The sequence below is a fragment of the Pseudonocardia sp. NPDC046786 genome, assembly GCF_040645415.1.
In the GTDB taxonomy this organism is placed as follows: Bacteria; Actinomycetota; Actinomycetes; order Mycobacteriales; family Pseudonocardiaceae; genus Pseudonocardia; species Pseudonocardia kongjuensis.
The window spans coordinates 1-23,620 of record NZ_JBEYYF010000037.1; the positions used below are offsets into that span (position 1 = coordinate 1).

Annotated in this window: 24 protein-coding genes and 1 pseudogene; 8 read left to right on the top strand and 17 right to left on the bottom strand. The window is 72.4% G+C overall.

Going from position 1 to position 23,620, the window contains the following annotated elements; all coding sequences use genetic code 11:
* Positions 1-110 precede the first annotated feature (110 nt).
* Positions 111-734: an NAD(P)H-dependent oxidoreductase gene (locus ABZ881_RS28805; RefSeq protein WP_358488836.1), complete on the bottom strand. Its 624-nt coding sequence runs from the start codon at positions 732-734 to the stop codon at positions 111-113.
* A gap of 196 nt (positions 735-930) precedes the next feature.
* On the opposite strand from ABZ881_RS28805, the gene ABZ881_RS28810 reads away from it, so the two are divergent.
* Positions 931-1,815: an alpha/beta hydrolase gene (locus ABZ881_RS28810; RefSeq protein ID WP_358488838.1), complete on the top strand. Its 885-nt coding sequence runs from the start codon at positions 931-933 to the stop codon at positions 1,813-1,815.
* Positions 1,816-2,019: 204 nt separating this feature from the next.
* Here the strand turns inward: ABZ881_RS28810 and ABZ881_RS28815 are convergent, their stop codons facing one another.
* On the bottom strand, positions 2,020-3,087 hold the full coding sequence (locus ABZ881_RS28815; RefSeq protein WP_358488841.1) for an AraC family transcriptional regulator: 1,068 nt from the start codon (positions 3,085-3,087) through the stop codon (positions 2,020-2,022).
* Positions 3,088-3,342: 255 nt separating this feature from the next.
* On the opposite strand from ABZ881_RS28815, the gene ABZ881_RS28820 reads away from it, so the two are divergent.
* On the top strand, positions 3,343-3,786 hold the full coding sequence (locus tag ABZ881_RS28820) for an SRPBCC domain-containing protein (protein ID WP_358488843.1): 444 nt from the start codon (positions 3,343-3,345) through the stop codon (positions 3,784-3,786).
* 228 nt (positions 3,787-4,014) lie between these two features.
* Here the strand turns inward: ABZ881_RS28820 and ABZ881_RS28825 are convergent, their stop codons facing one another.
* A complete protein-coding gene (locus ABZ881_RS28825) occupies positions 4,015-4,626 on the bottom strand; it encodes an amidohydrolase family protein (RefSeq protein WP_358488845.1) in 612 nt (203 codons plus the stop codon).
* 177 nt (positions 4,627-4,803) lie between these two features.
* Here ABZ881_RS28825 and ABZ881_RS28830 point away from each other — a divergent pair, with 177 nt between their 5' ends.
* Genes ABZ881_RS28830 through ABZ881_RS28840 form a run of 3 tightly spaced genes read left to right on the top strand, consistent with a single transcriptional unit; the run spans position 4,804 to position 6,834 of the window.
* On the top strand, positions 4,804-4,965 hold the full coding sequence (locus tag ABZ881_RS28830; protein ID WP_358488848.1) for a hypothetical protein: 162 nt from the start codon (positions 4,804-4,806) through the stop codon (positions 4,963-4,965).
* A gap of 31 nt (positions 4,966-4,996) precedes the next feature.
* Positions 4,997-5,893 carry a fumarylacetoacetate hydrolase family protein gene (locus tag ABZ881_RS28835; RefSeq protein WP_358488849.1) on the top strand — a complete coding sequence of 299 codons (897 nt, stop codon included), beginning with the start codon at positions 4,997-4,999 and terminating at the stop codon, positions 5,891-5,893.
* A complete protein-coding gene (locus tag ABZ881_RS28840) occupies positions 5,890-6,834 on the top strand; it encodes an MBL fold metallo-hydrolase (protein WP_358488850.1) in 945 nt (314 codons plus the stop codon). Before ABZ881_RS28835 ends, ABZ881_RS28840 begins: the two co-directional genes overlap by 4 nt.
* On the opposite strand, the gene ABZ881_RS28845 is transcribed toward ABZ881_RS28840, so the two are convergent.
* Entirely contained in the window at positions 6,818-7,447 is a 630-nt protein-coding gene (locus ABZ881_RS28845; protein WP_358488853.1) for an FAD-dependent oxidoreductase, read from the bottom strand. The two genes, ABZ881_RS28840 and ABZ881_RS28845, sit on opposite strands and share 17 nt — an antisense overlap.
* 83 nt (positions 7,448-7,530) lie before the next feature.
* Here ABZ881_RS28845 and ABZ881_RS28850 point away from each other — a divergent pair, with 83 nt between their 5' ends.
* Positions 7,531-9,813 carry a DPP IV N-terminal domain-containing protein gene (locus ABZ881_RS28850; protein WP_358488855.1) on the top strand — a complete coding sequence of 761 codons (2,283 nt, stop codon included), beginning with the start codon at positions 7,531-7,533 and terminating at the stop codon, positions 9,811-9,813.
* A gap of 23 nt (positions 9,814-9,836) precedes the next feature.
* Here ABZ881_RS28850 and ABZ881_RS28855 read toward each other — a convergent pair whose 3' ends face one another.
* A complete protein-coding gene (locus tag ABZ881_RS28855) occupies positions 9,837-10,778 on the bottom strand; it encodes an SDR family NAD(P)-dependent oxidoreductase (protein ID WP_358488905.1) in 942 nt (313 codons plus the stop codon).
* 78 nt (positions 10,779-10,856) lie between these two features.
* On the opposite strand from ABZ881_RS28855, the gene ABZ881_RS28860 reads away from it, so the two are divergent.
* On the top strand, positions 10,857-11,399 hold the full coding sequence (locus ABZ881_RS28860; protein ID WP_358488908.1) for a helix-turn-helix domain-containing protein: 543 nt from the start codon (positions 10,857-10,859) through the stop codon (positions 11,397-11,399).
* Between the two features lie 312 nt (positions 11,400-11,711).
* On the opposite strand, the pseudogene ABZ881_RS28865 reads toward ABZ881_RS28860, so the two are convergent.
* From ABZ881_RS28865 to ABZ881_RS28885, 5 genes and pseudogenes are all read right to left on the bottom strand, one after another.
* Positions 11,712-12,431 (bottom strand): annotated as a pseudogene (locus tag ABZ881_RS28865) (CPBP family glutamic-type intramembrane protease); the annotation flags it as partial.
* Positions 12,428-13,030: a TetR family transcriptional regulator C-terminal domain-containing protein gene (locus tag ABZ881_RS28870; protein WP_358488856.1), complete on the bottom strand. Its 603-nt coding sequence runs from the start codon at positions 13,028-13,030 to the stop codon at positions 12,428-12,430. The gene ABZ881_RS28870 and the pseudogene ABZ881_RS28865, both read right to left, overlap by 4 nt.
* Before the next feature lie 137 nt (positions 13,031-13,167).
* Positions 13,168-13,362 carry a hypothetical protein gene (locus ABZ881_RS28875; RefSeq protein WP_358488858.1) on the bottom strand — a complete coding sequence of 65 codons (195 nt, stop codon included), beginning with the start codon at positions 13,360-13,362 and terminating at the stop codon, positions 13,168-13,170.
* Between the two features lie 167 nt (positions 13,363-13,529).
* The gene (locus tag ABZ881_RS28880; protein ID WP_358488860.1) at positions 13,530-14,162 is read right to left on the bottom strand and encodes a TetR family transcriptional regulator C-terminal domain-containing protein; all 633 of its coding nucleotides are present in this window, start codon (positions 14,160-14,162) and stop codon (positions 13,530-13,532) included.
* Positions 14,101-14,556, bottom strand: a complete 456-nt coding sequence (locus tag ABZ881_RS28885; protein ID WP_358488861.1) for a tautomerase family protein — start codon at positions 14,554-14,556, stop codon at positions 14,101-14,103. Before ABZ881_RS28885 ends, ABZ881_RS28880 begins: the two co-directional genes overlap by 62 nt.
* Before the next feature lie 90 nt (positions 14,557-14,646).
* Here ABZ881_RS28885 and ABZ881_RS28890 point away from each other — a divergent pair, with 90 nt between their 5' ends.
* Complete coding sequence (locus ABZ881_RS28890) at positions 14,647-15,774, top strand: alcohol dehydrogenase catalytic domain-containing protein (RefSeq protein ID WP_358488863.1); 1,128 nt, start codon at positions 14,647-14,649, stop codon at positions 15,772-15,774.
* 337 nt (positions 15,775-16,111) lie between these two features.
* On the opposite strand, the gene ABZ881_RS28895 is transcribed toward ABZ881_RS28890, so the two are convergent.
* The 7 genes from ABZ881_RS28895 to ABZ881_RS28925 are packed head-to-tail and all read right to left on the bottom strand — an operon-like array spanning position 16,112 to position 23,620.
* Entirely contained in the window at positions 16,112-17,266 is a 1,155-nt protein-coding gene (locus ABZ881_RS28895; RefSeq protein WP_358488910.1) for a CaiB/BaiF CoA-transferase family protein, read from the bottom strand.
* Between the two features lie 2 nt (positions 17,267-17,268).
* On the bottom strand, positions 17,269-18,867 hold the full coding sequence (locus ABZ881_RS28900) for an AMP-binding protein (RefSeq protein ID WP_358488866.1): 1,599 nt from the start codon (positions 18,865-18,867) through the stop codon (positions 17,269-17,271).
* A gap of 35 nt (positions 18,868-18,902) precedes the next feature.
* Positions 18,903-19,772: an enoyl-CoA hydratase gene (locus ABZ881_RS28905; protein ID WP_358488868.1), complete on the bottom strand. Its 870-nt coding sequence runs from the start codon at positions 19,770-19,772 to the stop codon at positions 18,903-18,905.
* Entirely contained in the window at positions 19,769-20,914 is a 1,146-nt protein-coding gene (locus ABZ881_RS28910; RefSeq protein WP_358488871.1) for an acyl-CoA dehydrogenase family protein, read from the bottom strand. The genes ABZ881_RS28905 and ABZ881_RS28910 overlap by 4 nt, the downstream gene beginning before the upstream one ends.
* Positions 20,911-21,297, bottom strand: a complete 387-nt coding sequence (locus ABZ881_RS28915; protein WP_358488873.1) for a hypothetical protein — start codon at positions 21,295-21,297, stop codon at positions 20,911-20,913. The genes ABZ881_RS28910 and ABZ881_RS28915 overlap by 4 nt, the downstream gene beginning before the upstream one ends.
* Complete coding sequence (locus ABZ881_RS28920; protein WP_358488878.1) at positions 21,294-22,055, bottom strand: glucose 1-dehydrogenase; 762 nt, start codon at positions 22,053-22,055, stop codon at positions 21,294-21,296. The genes ABZ881_RS28915 and ABZ881_RS28920 overlap by 4 nt, the downstream gene beginning before the upstream one ends.
* On the bottom strand, positions 22,052-23,620 hold the full coding sequence (locus ABZ881_RS28925) for an AMP-binding protein (protein ID WP_358488881.1): 1,569 nt from the start codon (positions 23,618-23,620) through the stop codon (positions 22,052-22,054). The genes ABZ881_RS28920 and ABZ881_RS28925 overlap by 4 nt, the downstream gene beginning before the upstream one ends.

The window sequence follows — 23,620 nt, forward strand, 5'->3', positions numbered from 1 at the left end:
TGCCGTCGGCGAGCGCGGCGGCCACCATCGTGAGCTCGTAACGGTCGGTCAGGAGATGGCTGTCGCGGCCGCCATCTCGCAACGCTCGGCAGCGGTAACCCGTCGGCTGATCAGGTTGTGGCGACGGCGGCTCCCGGGACGGCCACGGCGAGCGACTCCATCTCGGCCGCGACGGTGTCCGCCGTCGTCGCCTCCGACTCGAAGATCGTGGTCGCCGAGCCGGCGGTCGCACCGCAGAACCCGAAGATCCCACTCTCGACCTGCACCCGGAGCGCCTCGGTGTAGCCGTGCCGCCGGTAGCCGGCGGCGTCCCCGCCGGCGATCGGGACCAGGTGCACGGTGGTACCGGTCAGCCGGGCAGTGATCCCCTTCTCCACCGAGTGGTCGAACGCCCAGCCGTTCACGAAGACCCGGTCGATCCAGCCCTTCAGCAGGGCCGGCATCGACCACCAGTACACCGGGAACACCAGGACCAGCCGGTCCGCGCGGTCGATCCGCTGCTGCTCGGCGACCACGTCGGCCGGGGCGGGGGCGGCACCGTGGTAGTGGCGGACGTCGTCGATGGTGAACGCGGGATCGAACCGCTCCCCCGCGATGTCCGCCGTCTCGACCGACCCGCCCGCGTCCTCGGTCGCCCTGGCGATCTCCCGGGCGACCGCGTGGGTCAACGACCGGGGATCGGGATGAGCGACCACCACGAGGGTGTGCTGCGGTGCCTGCTCTGCTCTGCTCACGTGGTCGATCATCGCCACCCGGGTCCCGGCCGGGACATGGGCCGGACACCGGAGTTGCTGTCCCATCGTCTGCGTGGACCGGGGTGCCCGGCTCGTCCGATCCCCCACCCGTCGTGGCAGGTCGGACCCTGGGGCGGGGGTGGTGGGGTGCGGTCCACTCGGTGTCCGCTTGTTCGCCTCATGAGGAGACAGAGCCATGGGACTCATCACCGTCGGTACCGAGAACAGCACCCCGGTCGAGCTGTACTACGAGGACCAGGGGGACGGGCAGCCCGTCGTCCTCATCCACGGCTACCCGTTGAACGGGCACAGCTGGGAGCTCCAGACCCGCGAGCTGCTCGCCGCCGGATACCGGGTCATCACCTACGACCGCCGCGGCTTCGGGCGCTCGTCGAAGGTCGGCACCGGCTACGACTACGACACCTTCGCCGCCGACCTGAACACCCTGCTGGAGACGCTCGACCTGAGCGACGTCGTCCTCGTCGGGTTCTCCATGGGCACCGGCGAGCTGGCCCGCTACATCTCCCGGTACGGCGACGGCCGGGTCGCGAAGCTGGCGTTCCTGGCGTCCCTGGAGCCGTTCCTGGTGGCCCGCGACGACAACCCGGACGGCGTGTCGCAGGACGTGTTCGACGGGATCGAGGCCGCGGCGAAGGGCGACCGGTACGCCTGGTTCACCCAGTTCTTCGACAAGTTCTACAACCTCGACGAGAACCTGGGCAACCGGATCAGCCAGGAGGCCGTCACCGGCAGCTGGAACGTCGCGGTCGGCAGCGCACCGGTGGCGGCGTACGCCGTGGTCTCGTCGTGGATCGAGGACTTCCGGGCCGACGTCGAGGCGGTCCGGGCCGGCGGGAAGCCGGCCCTGATCCTGCACGGCACCGCGGACCGGATCCTGCCGATCGACGCCACGGCGCGCCGGTTCCGGCAGGGGCTGCCCGACGCGCAGTACGTCGAGATCGACGGCGCCCCGCACGGCCTGCTCTGGACCCACGCCGACGAGGTCGGCAAGGCGCTGCTCGGCTTCCTCGGGTCGGCCGCGCAGGACCGCCCCGAGGTCGCCGCGGCGTCGGCCCGCTGACTCCGGAGGGCTCCGTCCGCGGTCGTGCTCGGCGGCATCGGTGTCGACCCGGCCGTCCGTCGCCATGACCGGCGTCGGCATCTCTGTCCGCGGCCGGGGTCACCGCCGCCAGGCCGCCGCCCCGGCTCCCGGGTGCGGCGCACCCGTACCGGCACCTCTGGGGAGCGGTGCCGGTACGGCGTGCCGCGGTGGGTGCGGCCCCGGTCAGCCCGCGGTACGGACCGGACCGGCGGCGGCCCCGCCGTCCTGCCGCGCCCGGGACGGGGTGCGGCCGGTCCAACGCAGGTAGGCCCGGCGGAACTCGCGGGCGTCGCTGAACCCGACCTCGGCCGCGACCGCGCTGATCGGCACCGACGACCGGGCCAGCAGGAGCGTCGCGCGACGCTCGCGGACCCGGTTCGCGATGTCGCGGAACCGCACGCCCGACTCGGACAGCCTGCGGTGCAGGGTCCGCTCGGTGACATGCAGCCGTTCGGCGACGTCGCGCATGCTCAGCGGTCGCCGGAGGTGCCCGGCCATCATCATCTCGATCGAGGCGACCAGGTCGGACGGCGGCTCACCCTGGGCCGACATCGTCCGGCACGCCTCGAGCGCCGCCCGACGGGTCGGCTCGTGCGCGGTCGCGAGCCGCCTGCGCAGCAGCGCCGACGACAGGACCAGGGAGTTCGTCGCGGACCGGAAGGCGACCGGGCACCGGAAGGTCCGCCGGTAGTGCGCGGCGTGGACGGGCGGCGGGTAGGTCAGGGCGACCCGGGACGGCACCCAGGACGGCTCCCCCAGCATCGACCGGACCATGACGAGGGTGCTGGTGAGCGCCTCCTCGCACAGGAACGCCACCAGGTCCGGGTCCGGCCAGCGTTCGCGGAACCGGATCGCGGTGTGCTCCCCGAGGTCCTCCAGCTCCATGTCGAGCAGGCTGCCCGCGGTCTGGTGCAGCTCCTCGGCCAGCGCGAGCGCCTCGCCAAGGGTCCCGGAGGCCCGCATCGCGACGCCGAGCAGCCCGAACGACAGCAGCGCGTCCCGCTCGCCGACCTCGATACCCAGCGGGCCTCGGTCCAGCGCCGGGAGTGCCCGGCGCAGCACCGTCCGGACCTGGTGCAGGGACACCAGCACGCCCGGGGCCTGCAGCAGGCCGGGTTCGAGGCCGGTCCCGGAGAACCACGGGATGACCGACGATCCCTCCCGACGCCCGACGTCGAGGACCCCGGTGAGGACCGTCGGGGGGATCACGGCCCTGCCCGCGGGATCGAGCACTGCATCGACCGACGTCATCGGTGTCCTTCCTGTTCGTACGGCCCACGACGGGCCGGACCGGCGGAGCGGGGGTACTCCGCGCCGACGCCAGCGTCGTCGGGCAGCCGGTGGAGCCGCGTCGGTAGAACCCACGTAGGTGCCCCGCCGGCCGCACCGGTCCGGTCCGCCCCCCGCCGTGACCGGTCGCGCCCTGGGTGCGACGGCGACCCGGATCGTCTACTCGTGCCGGTTCACCGACGACGGCCGCGGCGACCGGATCCCGAGAGGACCCCCATGCCCACCATTCTCAGCCACACGATCGACATCCAGGCTCCCGCCGACCGGGTCTGGGCGGTCCTCACCGACACCGCCGCCTACCCCACCTGGAACCCGTTCATGACCAGGCTCGAGGGGGACCTCGTCGTCGGCGCGCGGCTCGCGGTGACCGTCGTCCCACCCGGCGGGAAGCCGAACAACTTCTCCCCCACCGTCACCGAGGTGGAGCCCGGACGCAGGCTCGCCTGGCTCGGCCGGCTGCTCGCCACCTGGATCTTCGCCGGCGCGCACTCGTTCGAGGTCCGCCCACTGGGCCCCGGCGCCACCCGGTTCACCCAGTCCGAGCGGTTCTCCGGACTGCTCGTCCCGCTGCTGCGCAGCACGTTGCGCTCCACCGAGGCGGGCTTCGCGGTGATGAACACGGCGCTGGCCGAGCGGGCCGAGACCGGCGTGCGCCACTGACCCGGTCCGCAGACCGGTGGCCCGTGGGGCCGTGACCGGCCGGTAAGGCCCGGGCGGCCTTCACGGCCCGGACCGCCTCGTCGTGCCAGCCGCGGGCGATCGGCTCCAGCGCCTCGAAGGCGCCCGGCGGGGTCCCGGGCAGCTCCCGGCCGGCGTCCCGGATCCGGCCGAGCACCGCGCCGGCGGCCGAGTCCGCCTCCGCGGTCAGCGCCGGCAGGTCCACCCCGGTCAGCACGCCGTCGCGCTCGACGATCCGGACGTCCACCAGCCCCGTCCGCACGTCGGCCGCGGTCGTCTGGAAGGCGAGCGTGGCGTACGGTCGATCCGCGGGTGCTGCTCGACCGCTCCCCCGCCGACCAGCTGCAGGTCGGCCTGCTTGCCCGGGGTCAGCGAGCCGATCCGGTCGCCGAGCCCCAGCGCGTCGGCGGCGTTCACGGTGCCCCAGCGCAGGACCTCCTTCGCGGTGCCCATGTTCAGCTCGGTCTCGACCGAGATCGACACCTTGCCGCCGCTGCGGGCCAGGGCGCTCCACTCGTCGTCGTCGAGGGTGATGCAGTGCACGTGCACCATGTCCGGGCCGAGCAGGCCGAGCGCGTCCGGCTCGGTGACGCCGCCGGTCAGGGCACCGCCCCAGACGCAGCCGGTGCGGTCGACGATCAGCGCCCGGCGCTCGCGGGCGGCGGACAGCTCGGCGACCGTCCGGTCCCACGGGAGGCCGAACAGCTCCGAGAGCGAGACCCCGAGCGTGAGCAGCCCGTCGGAGGCGAAGTAGGTGTCGGCGATCCGGTGGAAGTCGGCGAGCCGCGCGGCGTGGTCTCCGAACCGGCTGGCCTCGGTCACGCTGACCCCGGCCGGCGAGCGTTTCCTGCCGCGGGCCGCCACCGTCCTCGCCCGGCTCGACGCGCTCGTCGAACAGGTCGGGCGCCCGACGCACGACTCGGCGCTGCTGCGGATCGGCGTGCTCGGATTCGGGCTGGCCGACTGGGGGCCGCCGACGACGGGCGCGGGCGGGTGGCGGTGCGCTCCCCCTCGGGTGCCCTCACCGCGGTCGCGACGAGCGGGCGGCTGGGACTGCACGCCGAACCCGCCCGCCGGTACTTCCCGCACCCCGGGGTCCGGTACGTACCGCTGGAGGGGCCGAAGGCGGGCATCGCGGATCGCAACCTGATCGGGCCATGATCCGGCCGGCGGTCCCGGCCAGAGTGGTGCCATGCGATGGAGCAGCTACACCGAGGCGGACGGCACGGAACGCGCGGCGGTCTGGCGGGACGGGCGGCTGCACCCGGCGGACGCACCCCTGATCGACCTGCTCGGCAGGCTGGACGAGGCCGCCGCCCGGGCGCCGGCCGGGCCGGGGATCGACCCGGGCACCGTGCGGCTGCTGCCACCGGTGCCGCGGCCGCCGTCGGTGCGGGACTTCATGGCATTCGAGGAGCACGTGGTCACCGCTAGCGCCGCGATCGGACTGCAGGTCGATCCGCTCTGGTACCGGCAGCCGGTCTTCTACTTCACCAACCCGGCGGCGCTGCGCGGCGCGCACGACCCGGTGCCGGTCGCCCCGGGCAGCGCGGCGTTCGACTACGAGCTGGAGATCGCCGCCGTGATCGGCCGGGAGGGCGCCGACCTCTCCCCCGCCGAGGCGGTGGCGCACATCGCCGGGTACACGCTGTTCTGCGACTGGAGCGCCCGCGACCTGCAGGCCGAGGAGATGCGGCTGAACCTCGGGCCGGCCAAGGGCAAGGACTCGGCGTCCAGCTGCGGGCCGTGGATGCTCACCCCGGACGAGCTGCCCGCGGCCGCCGCGATGACGGCCGCGGTGAACGGCCGCCGGTACAGCGCGGGCCGGCTCGACGCCCTGTACTGGAGCTTCGGCGAGATGATCGCCTACGCCTCGCGCGGCACCCGGGTGCTGCCCGGCGACCTGATCGGCAGCGGCACCGTCGGCACCGGCTGCATCCTCGAGCTGTCCCGCGTGCACGGCGCCGACGCCTACCCCTACCTCGTCCCCGGCGACCGGGTCCGGCTCGAGATCGACGGGCTCGGCGCGATCGACGCACCCGTCGTCCCGGGCGCACCGGTCCGTCCACTGCGGAAGGAGCACGCATGAGCGCGCACACCCACGACATCACCGTCCTCGGCCCGCCGCGGCTGGAGGAGGTCTCCGACGGCATCCACGCCTACGTCCAGCCGGACGGCACCTGGTGGATCAACAACACCGGCTTCGCGGTCGGCCCGCAGGGCGTGGTCGCGATCGACTCGTGCTCCACCGAACGCCGCACCCGGGCCTTCGTCGACGCCATCGGCTCGGTCACCGCGGCACCGGTGCGGACCCTTGTCAACACCCACCACCACGGCGACCACACGTTCGGCAACGCGCTGTTCGACACCGCGACCATCGTCGCGCACGAGCGGGCCCGCGCGGAGATGATCGCCTTCGGGCCGCCGCGCGAGCTGCCGTTCTGGCAGAACCCGGACTGGGGCGACCTGCCGCTCGATCCGCCGTTCCTGACCTTCACCGACGGCGTCACGCTGCACCTGGGCGAGCTGCGGGCCGAGGTCCGCCACGTCGGGACGCCCGCGCACACCACCAACGACTCGCTGGTCTGGTTCCCCGAGCGCGGCACCCTGTTCTGCGGCGACCTGGTCTTCAACGGCGGCACCCCGTTCCTGCTGATGGGGTCGGTGGCCGGCGCCGTCGACGTGCTGGAGAACGTGGTCGCGCCGCTCGGCGCGACCACCACCGTCCCCGGCCACGGCCCGGTCTTCCACGGCCGCGGCCCGCTCGACGACACCGTGGACTACCTGCGGTTCGTGCTCGACCTGGCGGCGAGGGGCCGGGCCGCCGGGGTCACCCCGCTGCAGGCCGCGCGGGACACCGATCTGGGCCGCTTCGCCGGCTGGCCGGACGCCGAGCGGATCGTCGGCAACCTGCACCGCGCCTACGCCGAGCTGGGCGGCCTGGATCGCGGCGGGGCGATCGACGTGTTCGCGGCGCTGGGCGACATGGTCACCTACAACGGCGGCACGCCCCTCACCTGCCTGGCCTGACGGCGATGCAGCGCTCCCGGCGAGACTGCGCAGCCCGAGCAGCTGAACCCGGGCGAGACCCCGGGTGTCGTGACGGTTCATCGCAGTCCGCCGGGCCCAGCCGCGGGTCGGGGCGCCGGCGATCGCGATCCGACGCCGGGTGTGGGACAACGTCGTCGAGCACCTGCTCGGCGAACGTCCGACGACCGGGAGCGCCGTCGCGACCCCGGCCAGGGTGGAGAAGTTGTGGCGCACGATCGCGCTGGAGGCTGGTCGAGCCCTCGCCGGGACCACCGGCCCGGTCGACGACGGTCACCCGCCGGCCCGCCCTGGCCAGCTCCAGCGCGATCGCGGAGCCGATCACTCCGGCCCGGCGCCAGCGCCTCCAGGTCGAAGCCGAGGCCCAGCGCGCCAACCAGGTCGACGGCCAGGCCGGCCAGGGTGCAGGCGGCAGGTCGATCGGCGCCCGGACCGGACCGGCGGTGTCGGTCCCGGCGGCGTCGTCGGCCCGAGCTCGGTCAGGAACACCGCCGGCTTCGCCCTGAACAGCATGGCGCCCACACCGCCCCGGAGGAGGTCGTCGGAGCGCTCCGCAGGTGCCCGGCGTGAACACCCGGCCGGGTTGCGCCGGCATGTGATCCGCGTCGCAGCCGCCTGGACCCCGACGCGACGTCGGGGTGTTGCCTCGTCGTCCCCGGCACCCGACGAGGAGGTCCCATGACCGACCAGGCCGACCGCATCCGGCTCACCGACGCCGACTACGCCCGCGCCGAGCAGATGCTCGCGCCCTACCGCGCCCGGCTGATCCCGACCGCCGCCGTCGTACCGGAGTGGTCGGCCGACGGCACCCGGTTCCGGTACCGCTCCGGCGGGCGGTACGTCCTGGTCGATCCCGCCGCGGGCACCCGGCGGGACGCGTTCGACCACGAGCAGCTGGCCGCCGCGCTGTCCGAGGCGTCCGGGCACGCGGTGGCGGCCGACGACCTGCCGCTCACCGCGGTCGAGTTCGACCTCCCCGGCCGGGATCCGGACGTGGTCCGGTTCTCCGCCCTCGATGCCGGCTGGGAGTGGTCGGACCGGGCCGGGACCTGCACACCGGTCGAGACGGACGGCCCGCCGGTCGGGCCGGGCGAGATCCTGTCACCGGACCGGACGCTGGTGGCGTTCCGGCGGGACGGCAACGTGTGGGTGCGCAGCCGCGACGGCCGCCGCGAGTTCGCCCTCACCGACGACGCCGTGCCGCACCACGACTACGGCGGTTTCCCCGAGGCCGGGACGAAGCTCAAGCTCCCGCTGCTGGGGATGGGCTCGCTGCTGGTGGCCGAGTGGTCGCCGGACTCCACCCGCCTGATCACCCACCGGATCGACCAGCGCGGGCTGCCCGAGCAGGTGCTGGTGGAGGCCGCACCGCAGGGCGGTGGCCGTCCGGTGGCGCACCGCATCCGCTACCCGATGCCCGGCGACGACGCGCAGGCCACCGTGACGTGGCACGTCCTCGACGTGCGCACGGGGCAGAACGTGCCGGCGTCGGGCGGGCCGGAGGTGCTCGGCCAGTACAACCTCGCCCGGCGGTGGTGGACCGGGAAGGACGGCGCGGCGGTGCACCTCCTGCACCAGTCGCGCGACGGCCGCACGCTGGAGCTGCGCCGTCTCGATCCGGCCACCGGCGCGAGGACGACGCTGATCACCGAGACCGGCCGGACCAGGGTGGATCCCTCGCCGTACCTGCACGTCCCGCCGCTGGTGCGGGTGCTGGACTCGGGCGAGATCCTCTGGTGGTCCCAGCGCGACGGCTGGGGCCACCTGTACCGCTACTCCGCCGACGGCGAGCTGCTCGGACGGGTCACCGGCGGGCAGTGGCTGGTCCGCCGGGTCCTGTGGGTCGACGAGGACCGCCGCCGGGTGTGGTTCCTGGCCTGTGGGCTGAACGACGACCCCTACCTCCGCCAGATCTGCCGGGTGGATCTCGACGGCGGCGGGTTCGTCCGGATCACCGACGACGACCTCGACCACGACGCGGTCACCCCGCCCCAGGGCGGCTACCTCCTCGACCGGGCCTCGACGGTCAGCGTGCCGCCCCGCGCGCGGGTGCTCGGCGACGACGGCAGGGTGCGCGTCGAGCTCGAGGCCCCGGACACGGCCGCGCTGGAGGCGGCCGGGTGGAGCCCGCCCGAGCGGTTCCGGACGACCGCGGCCGACGGACGTACGCCGATCCACGGGCTGCTGTGGCGCCCGCACGGCTTCGACCCGGCGCGGCGCTATCCGGTCGTCGACCACAGCTATCCCGGACCCAACATCCACCGGGCCTCGCCCGCGTTCGGCGACCTGTTCACCGGCGAGCCCGAGGCGCTGGCCGCGCTCGGGTTCGCGGTCGTCGCACTGGACGGCCGGGGCACCCCGGTCCGCAGCAAGGCGTTCCTCGACCAGTCATACGGCGAGCTCGGCGTCACCGCGGCACTGGACGACCACGTCGCCGCCATCCGCGAGCTGGGCCGGCGGCACGCCTGGCTGGACACCGACAGGGTCGGGATCACCGGACACTCCGGCGGCGGGTTCTTCACCGTCCGGGCCATGCTGACCCGTCCCGAGCTGTTCTCGGTGGGCGTCGCCCAGGCCGGCCCGCACGACTTCTCCATCTATCTGCCGTTCTGGGTCGAGCAGAACTACGGGGAGCTCACCGGTGAGACCCGCCGGGCGCTGGTCAACACCGTGCACGCCGGCAACCTGCGCGGGCGGCTGCTGCTGATCGACGGCGAGCTCGACGACAACGTGCTGCCGCACCACGCCATGCGGCTGGTGGACGCGCTCATCCAGGCCGACGCCGACGTCGACATGCTCGTCGTCCCCAGTGTGGAGCACGACTTCACCGGCCGCCGGCACTACGTCACCCGCCGCACCTGGGACCACCTGGTACGCCACCTGCACGGCACCGAGCCCCCGGCCTACCGGCTCGCACCGTTCCCCGAGATGCCCGAGTGGGCCGTCCATCCGGGCGGCTGAGCCCGGCCCCCGCCGGGCCCGCGCTACCGGTGCTGCTGCATCGCACCCGTCTCGATCCCGGCGATCCGGAGCAGCTCGACGGTGATGCGCTGCGCCTCCCCTGCCGGCGGACGAGAGGTGCGGGCGACCGGCTCGAGCCGGGTCGGTACGCCGCGGGCGGCACCGGCCGGGCCGTAGCAGCTGCCGCCGACGGCGTCCGGATCGGTGAGGGCACGCACCGCGGACCAGGCCGCGCCGTCCTTCCCCTGCGCCCACGGGGTGAACGGGTTGCGCTGGTAACGGATCGCCGGATCGGCGATCCCGGCCCGGACCGGGGTCTTCGCGTCGACGCCGACACCGGGATCGGACACGATCGCGTCGACCGGGACGGCGTCCGCCCGGAGCCTGCGGTCCAGCTCGTAGGCGTACACCTCGAGCGCGGTCTTGGCCTTGACGTAGGCGGTGAGGCGGAACCGGGGCACCTGCAGGAGGTCGTCCAGGGACACCGCGATCCGCCGGACGAAACCGGTGCCGGCGAACACGAGACGCCCCCGGCCCTGCTGGGTCGCGGCGGTCCGGGACAGCAGCGGCAGGACGGTGGAGGCGAACGCGACGTTGCCGACGGCGTGCGTGCCCATCTGCACCGGGAGCCCATCGGCGGTGACCCCACGGACGGTCGCGTCCGGGCCGGCGTTGAGGAAGATCCCGTGCAGCGCAGGGATCGCGGCGAGCCGGTCGGCCGCTGCCGGGACCGACTCCAGCGACGCGAGATCGACGACGACGGAGCTGAGGGTCGCCTCCGGAACCTGCTCGGTGATCCTCCGTTCGGCGACGGCCAGCTTCTGCGGGGACCGCCCGAGCAGCACGACGTGGGCGCCCGCGGCGGCCAGCTGCTCGGCGGCGAAGTAGCCGATTCCGGCCGTCGCGCCGGTCACGGCGAGCACCCGGCCGGACTGGTCGGGAAGGGCGTGCGGGTTCCAGGGCATGAGCACTCCTATCGGATAATCTATCCGTCTCTTCGACTGTAGCGGATGACTCATCCGGTTAAGAGGTAGAGTTGCGGCATGCGAGCGCCGCGATCCGATGCCCGACGGAGCCGTCACCGGATCCTCGAGGCCGCGCGGACCCGGGACCTCGCCGACCTGCGCCACAACGACCTGGCACGGGCGGCCGGCGTCGGTGTGGCGACGGTGTACCGGCACTTCCCGAGCGTGCAGGCGCTCGTCGAGGCGCTCGCCCGTGACGCCCTCGAACAGCTCGACACCGCCTGCGCCGAGGCGATGGCGACGAGTGATCCGTGGGAGGCGCTGGTTGGGCTCGTCGACCAGGCCCTCGACCTGCAACTCCGCAACGACGGCGTGCAGGACGTCCTGGTGCGCGAGGCGGGCCACACACCGGAGGTCCGGGAGATCGTCACGGCGATCCTCGACCGGTACGACGCGGTGCTGCGCCGGGCGCACGAGGCGGGGGTGGTGCACCGCAGCGTGACCGCGCACCGGCTGAAGCACCTGATGTGCGGGGTCGAGCACGCGATCCGGCTCGGCGTCCCCGAGGACCGCCCCGCACTGCAGGCTGCGCTGCTCCGCGGGATCCGGTGTGCGGGGTGACCGCGGCAGAGGCCCCCTGGCCGGTCGCGCCGTGCACGCCCTCCCGGGCGAGCCCCGTCCTGGACGCGGCACTGGGCACCTCGACGGCCTGGCCGACCGGGCCGGGCGATGCAGCCCCGATTGCGTCTCCCGGCGAGCAGGCCCCGCCGCCGGTGGCATGCTCGCTCGGGGCGGAGCGGGGCCGGCGGATCGGCGAGTGGCACGAGGTCCTGGCCGAGCAGGATAGTTGGCCGCCCCGTCGCCGAGGTCGAGCACGATGCCGGTGTCCCCGCTGCCGAGGACGATCCGGTTGACCGTCAAGAACGCGAGGTGCGCCCCGACACAGGTCCACACCGTCGCCGACACCGTCGCCTCCCGGGCGCGGGCGAGCATCGACCCGAATGCGGCAAGCATGAGGTAGTACAGGACCGGGTCCTCACCGGAAGGCGCGATCGCGAAGTCGCCCTCCGCACCGGCCGGAAGGCTCAGCAGCCACTCGGCGCTCAACGCGACGACCGGTACCAGGAGGAACGCCACCACCGACAGGGTCGTCGCCCAGCCCCTGGCGAACCGTGCCCGCAGGGCGGTCAGGGCGTAGCCGCGCAGCGCGATCTCCTCCGGCACCGCCTCCAGCAGTAGCGCCACCAGCGCATTCGTCAGCAGGAACGTGGCGAGCACGCCTCCGTCGACCTCTCGCACCTCGACGACCCCCGCGACCGAGAGCACAGCGAGCACCACGGCTGCGGGGGCGGCGACGACCACCAGGCCCAGCAGGAACCCGCGCAAGCCCGGACCGGGACCGCCGAGCCCGATTCCGTGCAGGGGCGCCCGATCCCAGCGACGTCGGAGCAGAAGGATCACCGCGAGGACGAGGACCGCCAACGACCCCGCGACGACAAGTCGGGACACGAGCGGTTCAGACGGCGCTGCCGACGTACCGACCGCCCCGGCGACCCGATCCGCGATCGCGAGCCCAAGCCCCATCACCAGCGAGGCTACGACTGCTCGGCCGATGGCTCCGCCGGTGGAGTAGTGGCGAGTGCTGGTGATCATTCCGTCCCTTCGGCCGGTCCTTCGGACGCGAGGTTGCGGTCGAACCACGATCGGACGATCGCGCGGACCTCCGCAGCCGTGAAGCGCTCCGGGAAGAAGGCGGCCTGCTGCGCCAAGCCGTCCAACAACGCGGACAGCTCTGCGGTGAGTCCCTCGACGTCGGCCCCGGGGCCGGAGAGGGCGACGACCGCGCGGCGGGTCAGTCCCAGCGCTTGGTCGTGATCGGCCCGGGCGATCGGCGCGAGGCTCCGATCGGTCTGCGCGGCGACGAAGAAGGCGAGGCGAATCCGGTCATCATCAGCCTGCTCCGAGGTCAGCGGCATCAGCGCCCAGATCGTCTCCTCGACACGACGGCGCAGCGGCAGACTCTGGTCGACGGCCGCGACCCGCTCATCGGCTCGGGCGTTCAGCATGTCGAAGACGTACGCGTGCAGCTCAGCCTGCGAGCCGAAGTAGTGCCGCAGCGCTCCGGTCGAGAGCCCGGCCTCCGCGGCGACGGCGCGCACCGTCGCGGCGGGAAAGCCGTCCCGCAGAATCACTCGTCGGACGGCGCCGGCCACACGTTCGCGTCGCTCGCCGGGATCGACATGGCGGGGCACAAAGACGACCGTAGCACGTAGTGATACATCTGTGTCACTACCTCCCCATAGCAGGGCAGGGCTTCGTAGTGTGCCCCGCACCGATCCCGGTGCGGGGCCGGACTCATCGCCGGGACCGCCACCTTCCCACGCCGGCCCTACTGCGAGGGATGCGGTGGCTGCGTCACCATCGGCCCCACGTGCACCGCCAGAACCGGCCGATCGCGTAGCCACCCGGCCAGGGGCGCGGCCAGGCGGTCGGGCAGCACGTCGATCCGGCGCTGCGTGACCGGGTCGATCACCATGGTCATGGAGCGGCGTCCGCGCCGCAGGGCGACGTCGTCGACGCTCAACACCGGTGGTGTCGGAGCGGCCGGTCGAGGACCGCCTGGACATCGATGTGTCGACCGACCTGCCCCTCGGACCCCGCGCACGAGGGCCTGGCCACGCTTGCCGCAGGCCGTGCCCGCGGCAAGACCGTCATCCGATTCGACCCTGACCCGACACACCCCCGGTCGCATCAGGGGTCAGGGGTCACGAGGATCCGAAGCCGGCGGGCCACCGCGTCCAGCGGTGCGCGGTCGCGCTGCACGCGCGACATCATGATCGCGCCCTCGACCGCGGCGACGCAGGTCGCAGCCAGGTCCTGGGCGTCGGAGTCCTCGCGCCCTTCCCGGGCGAGCACCTGCGTCATCGTCGAGAGCCAATCGTCGAGGACGGCCGCCGCAGCGTCGCGCAACGGCTCGGTGTCGAAAGCCTCCTGAGCGACGGCGGCTACCGGACAGCCTGCCCGGTAGCCGGTCTGCTCGAGCCCTGCGGCGAAGTAGTCGCACAGCGCGGCCACCACGTCGCCGGCAGTGGCCCCGTCTTCGGCGAGAGCACGCAGGCGCGCCGTGATCTCGGCGCCGGCGCTGGAGACAGCGGCCAGCACCATCTCCTCCTTACCGCCCGGAAAGTGGTGCGCCACCGACCCGCGCGGCGCACCGGAGTCCTCAAGAACCCGGGCGAACGAGGTCCCACGCACGCCATGCCGGCGTAGCAGCACCGCGGCGCTGGAGACCATCCGCTGCCGTGTCCGACCGGTCACCGCGTCACTCCCGCCCCGGACCGTCGGGTGCCGCAGCACCTGCACGGGCGCGCGCAGCAGCGGCACGGAGCTCACCGAACATCACCGGCTTCCCATCGGCGCCCCAGTTGCCGTCCGGGATCTCGTGCACGTGCACCCAGACACGGTATCCGTCGTCGCTCCCGCCGTCGGCAGCCAGCACCGCCTGCGTGACCTCCTCGATCAAACCAGCCTTACGACGGGCACTCAGCGCCCCCTCGGGCACGGTCGCGGCCACGAGGTAGGTGGTCTCCCCCACCGGCCCACCGGCGCGGTTGAGCGCCCACCCCGGGCGCTCGTGGATCTGCACCCAGGTGGCATCCCGGAAGAACTCGGTGTCCGGGACCCCCTCCCACGTCATCAGGACCTCGGTCAGCCTCACCACCAGCGACGACCGACGCTCCGGCGACAACGCACCCTCACGATAGGTCAGCTCGATCAACGGCATCAGATCACACACCCTCCACGACTATGATATGAGACATAGCATAGAGTGCGGTGACAGCCGGCGTCGACACATGGAGGAAGACCAGTGCGCGAGTTGAACCTGTTCGGGCCCGGTGACCTGCGATGGGTCACTAAACCCGACCCGGTGCTGGTGACCGAGGCCGACGCGATCGTGCGGCCGATCGCGGTCAGCCGGTGCGACGGGGACGTCCTGCCGATCCACAACCGGGTATCCCGCGCCATGCAGGCCGGACTGCGCACAGGGCTCATCGACCCGGCGGTCGGCCACATCTGCGGCCCCGTCCCCTTCGCAGGCCCCTTCGCGATCGGCCACGAATGCGTCGCCGAAGTGGTCGAGGTCGGCAACGACGTGCGCACGGTCGCGATCGGAGACCGGGTCGTCGTGCCCTGGTCGGTCTCCTGCGGCGACTGCGACACCTGTCGGCGCGGGCTCACCTCCAAGTGCCGCACCACCCGCCGCACCCCCACCGGCGAGCGAGCGCTGTCGGCCTACGGGTTCGGCCCCGCCAGCGGCCCCTACGGCGGGATGGTCTGCGATTTCGTGCGGGTACCGCACGCCGACGCCATGCTGGTCCCGCTGCCGGCAGGCCTGGACCCGCTGCGCGTGGCAGCGGCCTCGGACAACCTGTGCGACGCCTGGCGTAGCGTCGTCCCCGCCCTGCGCGAGCGGCCCGGCGCCCGGGTACTGGTCGTCGGCGGCGGAGCACAGTCCATCGGCCTCTACGCCGCCGGACTGGCCATCGCCCACGGAGCCGACGAGGTCGACTACCACGACCACAGCTCCCGACGCCGCGCGATCGCCGAGACCCTCGGCGCCCACACCCACGCACGAGGCCGACGCACAACCCGACCCCAGCGCAACTACGACATCGTCGTCGAAGCCTCCAGCAGCGCCACCGGGCTCCGCTACGCCCTACGTGCCACCGCGCCCGGCGGACAGTGCACCGCCGTCGGCTACTACGTGGGCGCCACCACCGGCATCCCGCTCATGCACATGTACGCCACCGACATCACCCTGCACCTCGGGATCTCCCACCCCCGCGCCGTACTACCCGAGGCCCTCACCTGGATCCACGAACACCGCTTCCCCGCCGAACGAATCACCACCCTGACCGCCGACTTCGACGACGCCCCCACCGCCTACGCCGAACGCACCACCAAACTCGTCCTGCACCGCGACCCGATCACCTGAAGCAATCACCGACTGCAACGGCATCGCTACGCCGACGGCCGACCCCCCGATGAGTCACGTTTGCGTTGTGAAGCGCCCCGGGCGGTCTGCCCCGGGTTCAGCGGGTCCGCGTGGTGCGGGACGCCTCCCGAATGTGATTTCACCGCCACCGACCCGTACCGGGTGTGGGTGGCGGACCTGACCCGGGTCGTCACCGGCGAGGGCGTGCTGCGGCTCGCGCCGGCGCGCGGTGCGTTCTCCAACCGGGTCGTCGGCGGGCGGCCGACCCGGGCGCCACGACGGCGCTGGTACGCAACGCGCTCAACCACGCGTTGCGCTCACGGAACCTGCGGTCCGGTCACCCGCCACCTGGTGCCGGTCGGGAACGCGGGTCGGGAGTCGTCTCCCGCACGACTTCGGTCCAGTCCTCGAGGACTTCCCCGACGGATGCGACCGGGGCCGGGACCGGGAGCGGATCGGTCCCGGTGCGTGAGAACTGTGGGGCGGGGGTGACCTGCGGGCCAATCGAGGTCTCGACCACGGTCTCGCGTGCGGCCACGTGCGGGTGGCCGGTTACCTCGGCGAACGACAGTACGGGTGTGACACAGGCGTCGGTCCCGTCGAATGCAGCAGTCCACTCGGCGCGGGTTCGTGTACGGAACACCTGGGCGAAGCGGGCCTTGGTCTCCGGCCAGGAGTCGGTGTCGAGCTGCGGTCCGAGTTCGGTCGGGTCGATTCCGAGTCCGGCGAGCAGCTGGGCGTAGAACTGCGGCTCGATCGCCCCGACCGCGACGAAGCGCCCGTCGGCGCAGGTGTAGGTGGTGTAGAACGGGGCGCCGCCGTCGAGCAGGTTGCTGGCTGGCTGGTCGTCCCACAGTCCCTGTCCGCGCATCGACCAGACCGTTTGCAGGAGCAGGCTCGCGCCGTCGATCATCGCCGCGTCGACGACCTGGCCGCGGCCGGATGTGCGGGCCTCGAGGAGCGCGGCCAGCACCCCCACGGCCAGCAGCATCGAGCCGCCGCCGAAGTCGCCGACCAGGCTCAGCGGGGGTACCGGCGGCTCCCCGCCTCCTGGACCGATGGCGTGCAGGGCGCCGGTGAGCGCGATGTAGTTGATGTCGTGACCCGCCCGGGGAGCCAGCGGCCCGTCCTGCCCCCAGCCGGTGATCCGGCCGTAGATCAGTCTCGGGTTGCGCGCCCGGCAGTCCTCGGGCCCCACTCCGAGCCGCTCGGTGACCCCGGGCCGGTAACCCTCCAGCAGCACGTCCGCGTACTCGCAGAGCTCGAGCACGGTGTCGCGGCCCTCAGGACCCTTCAGATCCAGTACGACCCGGCGCCGGCCCCGCAGGACCGGATCGGCTTCGGGGTCGAGGAATGGTCGCTCACCCGGTGGTTCGATCCGGACGATGTCGGCGCCGAGATCGGCCAGCAGCATCGCAGCGTGCGGGCCCGGGCCGATTCCCGCAAGCTCGATGACCCTGGTCCCGGCCAGTGGGCCGCGGTGTACCCGCACCACTACCGGCCCTGGCGGAGCAGGAAGCGCTGGATCTTGCCGCTCGGCGTTTTCGGCAGCGCCTCGGTGAAGTGCACGGCACGGGGGTAGGCATGCCGGGCGTACCGGTCTTTGACCAGTTGCTGGAGTTCACTCACCAGCTCCGCGGTGCCCTCAGCTCCGGGGGTGAGCACGACGTGGGCTTCGAGCACTTCCCCACGCAGCTCGTCGGGACGGCCCACGACGGCCGCCTCAGCGACGGAGCCATGGGTGAGCAGCACGCTCTCCACCTCGAAGGGCCCGATGCGGTAGCCGGACATGATGATCACGTCGTCGTCGCGGGAAGAGAAGCGGAAGTAGCCGTCCTCGTCACACGTTGCGGTATCACCGGTCAGGTACCAGCGCCCGTCCTCGCTGAAGCGCGACGTCCCGGAGGCGCGGGCGTAACCACGGAAAGTCGCCAGCGGACTGTTGGACACGTCGATGGCGACCTGGCCGATCGCACCGGTCGGTGCGGGCGTGGTGTCGTCGGCGAGCACCGCGGCGCTCCAGCCGGGAAAGGGCCGGCCCATCGAACCCGGCCGGACCGGCTCGCGCAGCGGGTCGGCCCAGGCGTTGCCGATCATCATGCCCTGTTCGGTCTGGCCGTAGTGGTCGCGGACGGCGATTCCGAGAACCGACTCCGACCAGGCCACCACGTCGGGGGTAAGCGGCTCGCCCGCCGAGGACAGGCACCGCAGTGGCAACCCCGACGGCGCCTCCCGGGCGCCCTGCAGGCTGCGGTAGACCGTCGGGGCAGCGGCGAAGTTGGTGACCCGGAACCGGTCCAGGACATTCCAGGTGAGCGTCGGGTCGAACGGCGCGTGGACGAGAAGGCTGCGCCGACCAGCGGCCAACGGGCCGAGGACGGCGTAGTACAGGCCGTATGCCCAGCCGGGATCCGCGGCGTTCCAGTAGACGTCCTCGGCGCGCACGTCGAGGCCGAACTCGAGATAGGCCCGCACCGCGGCCAGGGCATGGATCGGGACCTGAACAGCCTTGGGTGCCCCCGTGGTGCCAGAGGTGAAAAGCTCGATCAGCACCCCGTCCGGGCCGAGCGCGGCCGCGGTGACCTCGGCATCACATTGGCCGGCCAGCAGCTCATGGAAATCGTGGCCGGTGCCGCCCACCCGCTCACCCACGACGACCAGACTCGCCCGTGAATCGCCGACGACGTCGTCGAGCTTGTCGCACTGGTCGGCGTCGGCGACGACGACCTTCGCCCCACTGGCCGTCACCCGCAGCTCGATCGCGGGCGGAGCGAAGGCGGTGAACAGCGGGACGTGGATTGCGCCACGCCGCCAGATCCCCAGCAGGGCGACCACGAGTTCAGCGGACTTGCCCATCAGGACCGCGACCGCGTCTCCCGGGCCGACCCCGAGCGTGTCCAACGCGGCGGCGAACTTCGTCGACTCCGTACGGAGCTCGCCGTAGGTCAGGTCACGCGAGCTCAGATCGGCTTCGACGATCGTGAAGGCCACGGCCTCGGCGCGGTGGTCGTCGCAGAGCAGGTCGGCGGCCGATGAGTCGGGGCGGGTGTAGTACCGAACCAGTTCATCAACACGGGCACGCGGGTCGCTCATCGGGAGTCCGACTCCAGGTAGGTGGGAAAGGGTCCTCATGACTCAGGTGATCCGGAGGAGTGGCGAGGCGTCGGCGCACGGATCACGTCCACCCCGCTGGGGTCGACGATGCGGTCGTGGAGCACTCGGTTGTGGGTGTGGGCGAGGTGATGTAACCCGAACGCGGCCTCGACCGACGCGCGCTGGCCCTGCAGATCCAGCCCCTGGTTGAGAGCCCGCTTGGCCAGCCGGATCCCGAACGGGGGCCGCCGGGCGATCCGGGCAGCCAGCTCGAGCGTGGCCTGCGCCAGCTCGGCGGCGGGTACGACATCGTTGACCATGCCGATCGCCTGCGCCTCACGGGCGGTGATCGGGTCGCCGGTGAACAGAAACCGCTTGGCCCGACGTGCTCCGAGCTCCCAGAGATGGGTGAAGTACTCGGCACCGTTGACGTCGAATGCCCCGACCGGATCGGCGAAGGTCGCATCCTCGGCGGCGACCACGAGGTCGCACGGCCAGACCAGCATCAGCCCGCCGGCGATGACCCGGCCCTGGACCTGCGCGATCACCGGCCGCGGTAGATCGCGCCAGCGCAGGCACAGCCCGGTGAACAACTCCTCCTCGGTGGCGAACCAGCCCTCCGCGCCCGGGGCGTCGAACCCACCGGTCAGCGTGCGCGGACGCACACCGTTCATGTCCCAGGCCTCGGTCAGGTCGTGACCGGAAGAGAAATCCGGGCCGTCCGCAGCCAGAATGACCACGCGGGTCTCCGAGTCGCGTACCGCACGGGAGTACGCGTCGTCGAGGGCGTACAGCATCTCCCGGTCCTGCGCATTGCGGACGTCGGGGCGGGCCAGCACGATCCGCACGACGTGCGGCAGCGGCTGCTCGTACCGAATCGGTCCGTCGGTGGACGGGGCACTCATAGCCGGTACGCCTTCGCGATGATCTCCCGCTGCATCTCGCTGGTGCCCGCGAAGACAGTGGAGATGATGTTGCGGCGTAGGTGCTGTTCCATGTCGTACTCCGTGGAGTACCCGGCTCCGCCCATCATCTGCATGCCCTCGATGCTGATCCGCTTCGCGGTCTCGGTGACCTTGAGCTTGGCCATCGAGGCTTCCCTGGAGTACGGGCCGTCAGGTTCTTCGTCGATCTTGCGGGCGACGTCGTGGACGAGTAGCGCGCAGCACTCCAGTTCGGTGGCCAGGTCGGCGATGCGGTGCTTGATCGCCTGGAACGAGCCGATCGGTCTGCCGAACTGTTCACGGGTGCGCACGTAGTCCACGGCGTCGTCGAAGGCGGCACGTGCGTTGCCGAGGAACGTCGCGGCGCACAGCACCCGCTCGAAGTTCAGGCCGGCCATGAGCTGGCGCCACGCCGCCCCCTCGAGGCCGACCAGCGCGTCGTCCGGGACGAACGCGTCGGTGAAGTACAGATCATTGACCTCGCGCCCGCCGAGCGTGTCGATCGGGCGGATCATCAGGCCCGGTGTGTCGGTGGGCACCAGCAGCATGGTGATGCCCTCGTGCTTGTCGCTGGTGGAGCCGGTGCGGCACACCAGCAGGATCGTCCGTGCGTAGTGCGCGCACGAGATCCAGGTCTTCTGACCGTTGATCCGGTAGCCGCCCTCGACCCGTTCGGCCCGGCAGCTGAGCGAGGCGACGTCGGACCCTGAGTCCGGCTCGCTCATCGCCACGGAGAAGACCTCGCCCCGGCAGAACCCGCCCACGACGTCCTCCCGCTGGGCATCGGTCCCGAACTCCTGGACGGTCCGGGCAACGATCATGGAAATGCCCAGCCCGAACACCGGGACCTGGCCGTGTGCGAGCTCCTCGAGCAGCACACAGGCCTCGGTGACCCCGGCCCCCGCACCACCCCAGGCGGTCTCGAGAGCGACGCCACTCCAACCGAGCCCGGCGAGCTTGCGATTGATCTCCTGGTTGTGCGCCTCGGAGCCGTTACTCGTCAACGCCGCGCGTTGCTCGCGTGTCCCGCACTCCCGCTCAACGAACGCACGGACGGCCTCGACGAAGGCCCGACGGTCCTCGACAGCAGTACTGGTGCTCACGGCGACTCCTCTCCTCGCGTGCCGGGTACGGGGACAGCGGGGTCTGGCCGCAACGCCGGCCCAGGCCGGCACACCGGCGACGGTGGCCGCCCCGACGAAGCGACCACCTCCGTATCGGGCGCGTTGAGCCTGTGGGCCAGGGTGCGTGGCCGGGACGCGTCCATGCTCCAGCCGGTGTCGAGGTCGTGACCGGCGGCGAAGCCCGGTCCCTCGGCCGCGGGGACGATGACCTGGACGTTCTCGTCGCGGACCGCGCGCTGATAGGTGTCGTCGAGGGCGAGCAGCAGATGACGGTCCTGGGCGTTGCGCTTCTGCGGGTGCGCCAGCGCTATCCGGGCGATCGCCGGTTCGGGGGTCTCGTGGCGAACGGTGTCGGTGCTCATGCGCGCAGCGTCGCGCCGTTGTCGAGGACGTAGGTCTGCCCGGTGGTCAGCGACGCCTCGTCGCTGACCAGGTGGGCTGCCACCGCCGCGATCTCGTCGGGTTCGCCCCACCGACCCTGGCGTGTCGCGACGTAGCCGTCGAGGTCGGTGCCGAGGGCGTCGACCAGGAACGGCGCGCTCGCCTCGGCGGCCCGGGTCCGGATCAGGCCGGGCACGATCGCGTTCACCCGGATCCCCTCCTCCCGCAGTTCCAGGGCGGCGGAGCGGGTGAGTGACTCGACCGCCGCCTTCGACGCGGCGTAGGCCGCGATGCCGGGTGAGGCGCAGCGGCCGGCTACCGACGAGGTGTTGAGGATCGCGCCGCCGCCCCGCGCGCGCAGGGCCGGGACGGCGGCCCGGATGCCGTTCAGCACCCCGCCGACGTTGACGGCGAAGACTCGGTCCCACTCGGCGCGGTCCATCTCGACGATCCGCCCACCGGCCCCCGCCGCGGCGTTGTTGAAGACGATGTCCAGCCCGCCGAACGCATCGACCGCCCGCTCCACTGTGCCGACGACGTCGTCCTCGACGGCGACATCGCACCGGAAGGTGGTGACGCCGTCCCCGAGTTCGGCGGCCAGGACGGCCAGGCCGCGTTCGGAGACGTCGGCTAGGACGACCCGAGCGCCCTCGGTGACGAACCGGCGGGCGGCCGCCGCGCCGATGCCGTGCGCGGCGCCGGTCACGACGGCCACCCGGCCGTCCAGCCGCGGCATCATCGGGCCTCCACCGGCTCGGGGGGCCCGGCCGCGGTGAGCCGGTCACGGACCTCGCGCCGCAGTACCTTCCCGAGCGGCGAGCGCGGGAGCGCATCGAGGAAGTGCACGGCGGTCACCTTGCGCACCGCGCCGAGCCGGTCCCTGCTCCAGGCAATGAGCTCGGCCTCGGTCACCTGCTCGCCAGGGTGCAGGACGACCGCGGCGTGCGGGGTCTCGCCCCACTTCGGATCCGCGACACCGACCACCGCGACCTCCGCGACGGCCGGATGGGCGGCGAGTGCGTCCTCGACCTCGGTCGGCCAGATGTTGTAGCCACCGGAGATGATCATGTCCTCCTTCCGATCGCTGAGGTAGAGGAAACCGTCCTCGGAGATCGAACCCATGTCCCGGGTCCGCAGCCAGCCGTCCGGCGTGATCCGTTCGGCGGTGGCGTCGGGACTTCCCCACAGCTCGCGCATCAGGCCGGGGGTGCGGCCGGCGATCTCCCCGATCTCGCCTACGGGTAGCCGGTTACCCTCGTCGTCGAGGATCGCGATGTCGGCGTTGGGGCTCGGACGGCCGGCCGAACGCAGCCACCGGCGCTGCTCCGTAGTGCCGTCGATGACGTGGTGCTCGGGCGCCAGGACGGTGAGCGGCAGCCCCTCGCTCTGCCCGTAGACCTGGTACATGACGTTGCCCCATACCTCGATCGCCGCTGCCAGGGTGGATGAGGGTGCGGGTGCGGTCCCGTAGACGACCGCACGCAGGCTGCTCAGGTCGCGGGCCCGGGCGTCGGGATGTTCGACGACCATTTTCATGATCGTCGGGATCGTCATGGCGACGGTGATCTGTTCGGTCTCGATCAGCTCCAGGTACCGCGCCGTGTCGAACGAGGGCATCACCACTGATGCCGCACCCGCCGCGACCAGCGGCCAGAGGAACATGCCCGCAGCATGGCTGAGCGGGGCGGGGGCGAGGTAACGGTCCCGTTCGGTGAAGCGGGGGAGAACGAGTGCGATCTCGGTCCCCATGTCCGCCCAACCCCGGACGGTGTGCAGGATCCCCTTGGGGGCGCCGGTTGTGCCTGCGGAGAACCGGATGATGTGCGGGTTGTCCTCCGCGATGGGCACGAACGGGTCCTCGCGGGAAGCGGCGGTGAGGGCGGCCTCATAGGCGATGGCGCCCTCGGGCGAGACCTCCCCGGTGACCAGGACCGTCGTCAGCCCCGGCAGTGTGGCCAGTGTTTCCCGCAGGGCGGGGTAGTACCGGTCCTGCACGACCAGGGCCCGGGCGCCGACGAGATCGAGCAGATAGCGGTGCCGGTCGGGGGTGTCGTGGCCGTAGAGCGCGCACCGCACGTACCCGCCGACGGCGAGTCCGGCGATCTGCTCGAGGCTCTCGGCGGCGTTGTCGCCGAGGACGGCCACCCGGTCACCAGGGCGGACGCCCGCGGCACGCAGCGCGTTCGCCAACCGGATCGCTCGGTCGAGGAGCTCGGAGTAGCTCTGTCGTTCACCCTCGCAGACGAAGGCGGTGTTGTGCCCGTAGAGCCGGGCACTCTTGCGCAGCAGGTTCGCCGGGTCCAT

Bases quoted from the DNA above. Each gene is read 5' to 3' on its own strand.
- ABZ881_RS28810 (WP_358488838.1), top strand. From the start codon at position 931: ATGGGACTCATCACCGTCGGTACCGAGAACAGCACCCCGGTCGAGCTG.
- ABZ881_RS28815 (WP_358488841.1), bottom strand. From the start codon at position 3,087: ATGACGTCGGTCGATGCAGTGCTCGATCCCGCGGGCAGGGCCGTGATC.
- ABZ881_RS28820 (WP_358488843.1), top strand. From the start codon at position 3,343: ATGCCCACCATTCTCAGCCACACGATCGACATCCAGGCTCCCGCCGAC.
- ABZ881_RS28835 (WP_358488849.1), top strand. From the start codon at position 4,997: ATGCGATGGAGCAGCTACACCGAGGCGGACGGCACGGAACGCGCGGCG.
- ABZ881_RS28840 (WP_358488850.1), top strand. From the start codon at position 5,890: ATGAGCGCGCACACCCACGACATCACCGTCCTCGGCCCGCCGCGGCTG.
- ABZ881_RS28845 (WP_358488853.1), bottom strand. From the start codon at position 7,447: ATGCCGGCGCAACCCGGCCGGGTGTTCACGCCGGGCACCTGCGGAGCG.
- ABZ881_RS28850 (WP_358488855.1), top strand. From the start codon at position 7,531: ATGACCGACCAGGCCGACCGCATCCGGCTCACCGACGCCGACTACGCC.
- ABZ881_RS28855 (WP_358488905.1), bottom strand. From the start codon at position 10,778: ATGCCCTGGAACCCGCACGCCCTTCCCGACCAGTCCGGCCGGGTGCTC.
- ABZ881_RS28860 (WP_358488908.1), top strand. From the start codon at position 10,857: ATGCGAGCGCCGCGATCCGATGCCCGACGGAGCCGTCACCGGATCCTC.
- ABZ881_RS28900 (WP_358488866.1), bottom strand. From the start codon at position 18,867: ATGAGCGACCCGCGTGCCCGTGTTGATGAACTGGTTCGGTACTACACC.
- ABZ881_RS28905 (WP_358488868.1), bottom strand. From the start codon at position 19,772: ATGAGTGCCCCGTCCACCGACGGACCGATTCGGTACGAGCAGCCGCTG.
- ABZ881_RS28915 (WP_358488873.1), bottom strand. From the start codon at position 21,297: ATGAGCACCGACACCGTTCGCCACGAGACCCCCGAACCGGCGATCGCC.
- ABZ881_RS28920 (WP_358488878.1), bottom strand. From the start codon at position 22,055: ATGATGCCGCGGCTGGACGGCCGGGTGGCCGTCGTGACCGGCGCCGCG.
- ABZ881_RS28925 (WP_358488881.1), bottom strand. From the start codon at position 23,620: ATGGACCCGGCGAACCTGCTGCGCAAGAGTGCCCGGCTCTACGGGCAC.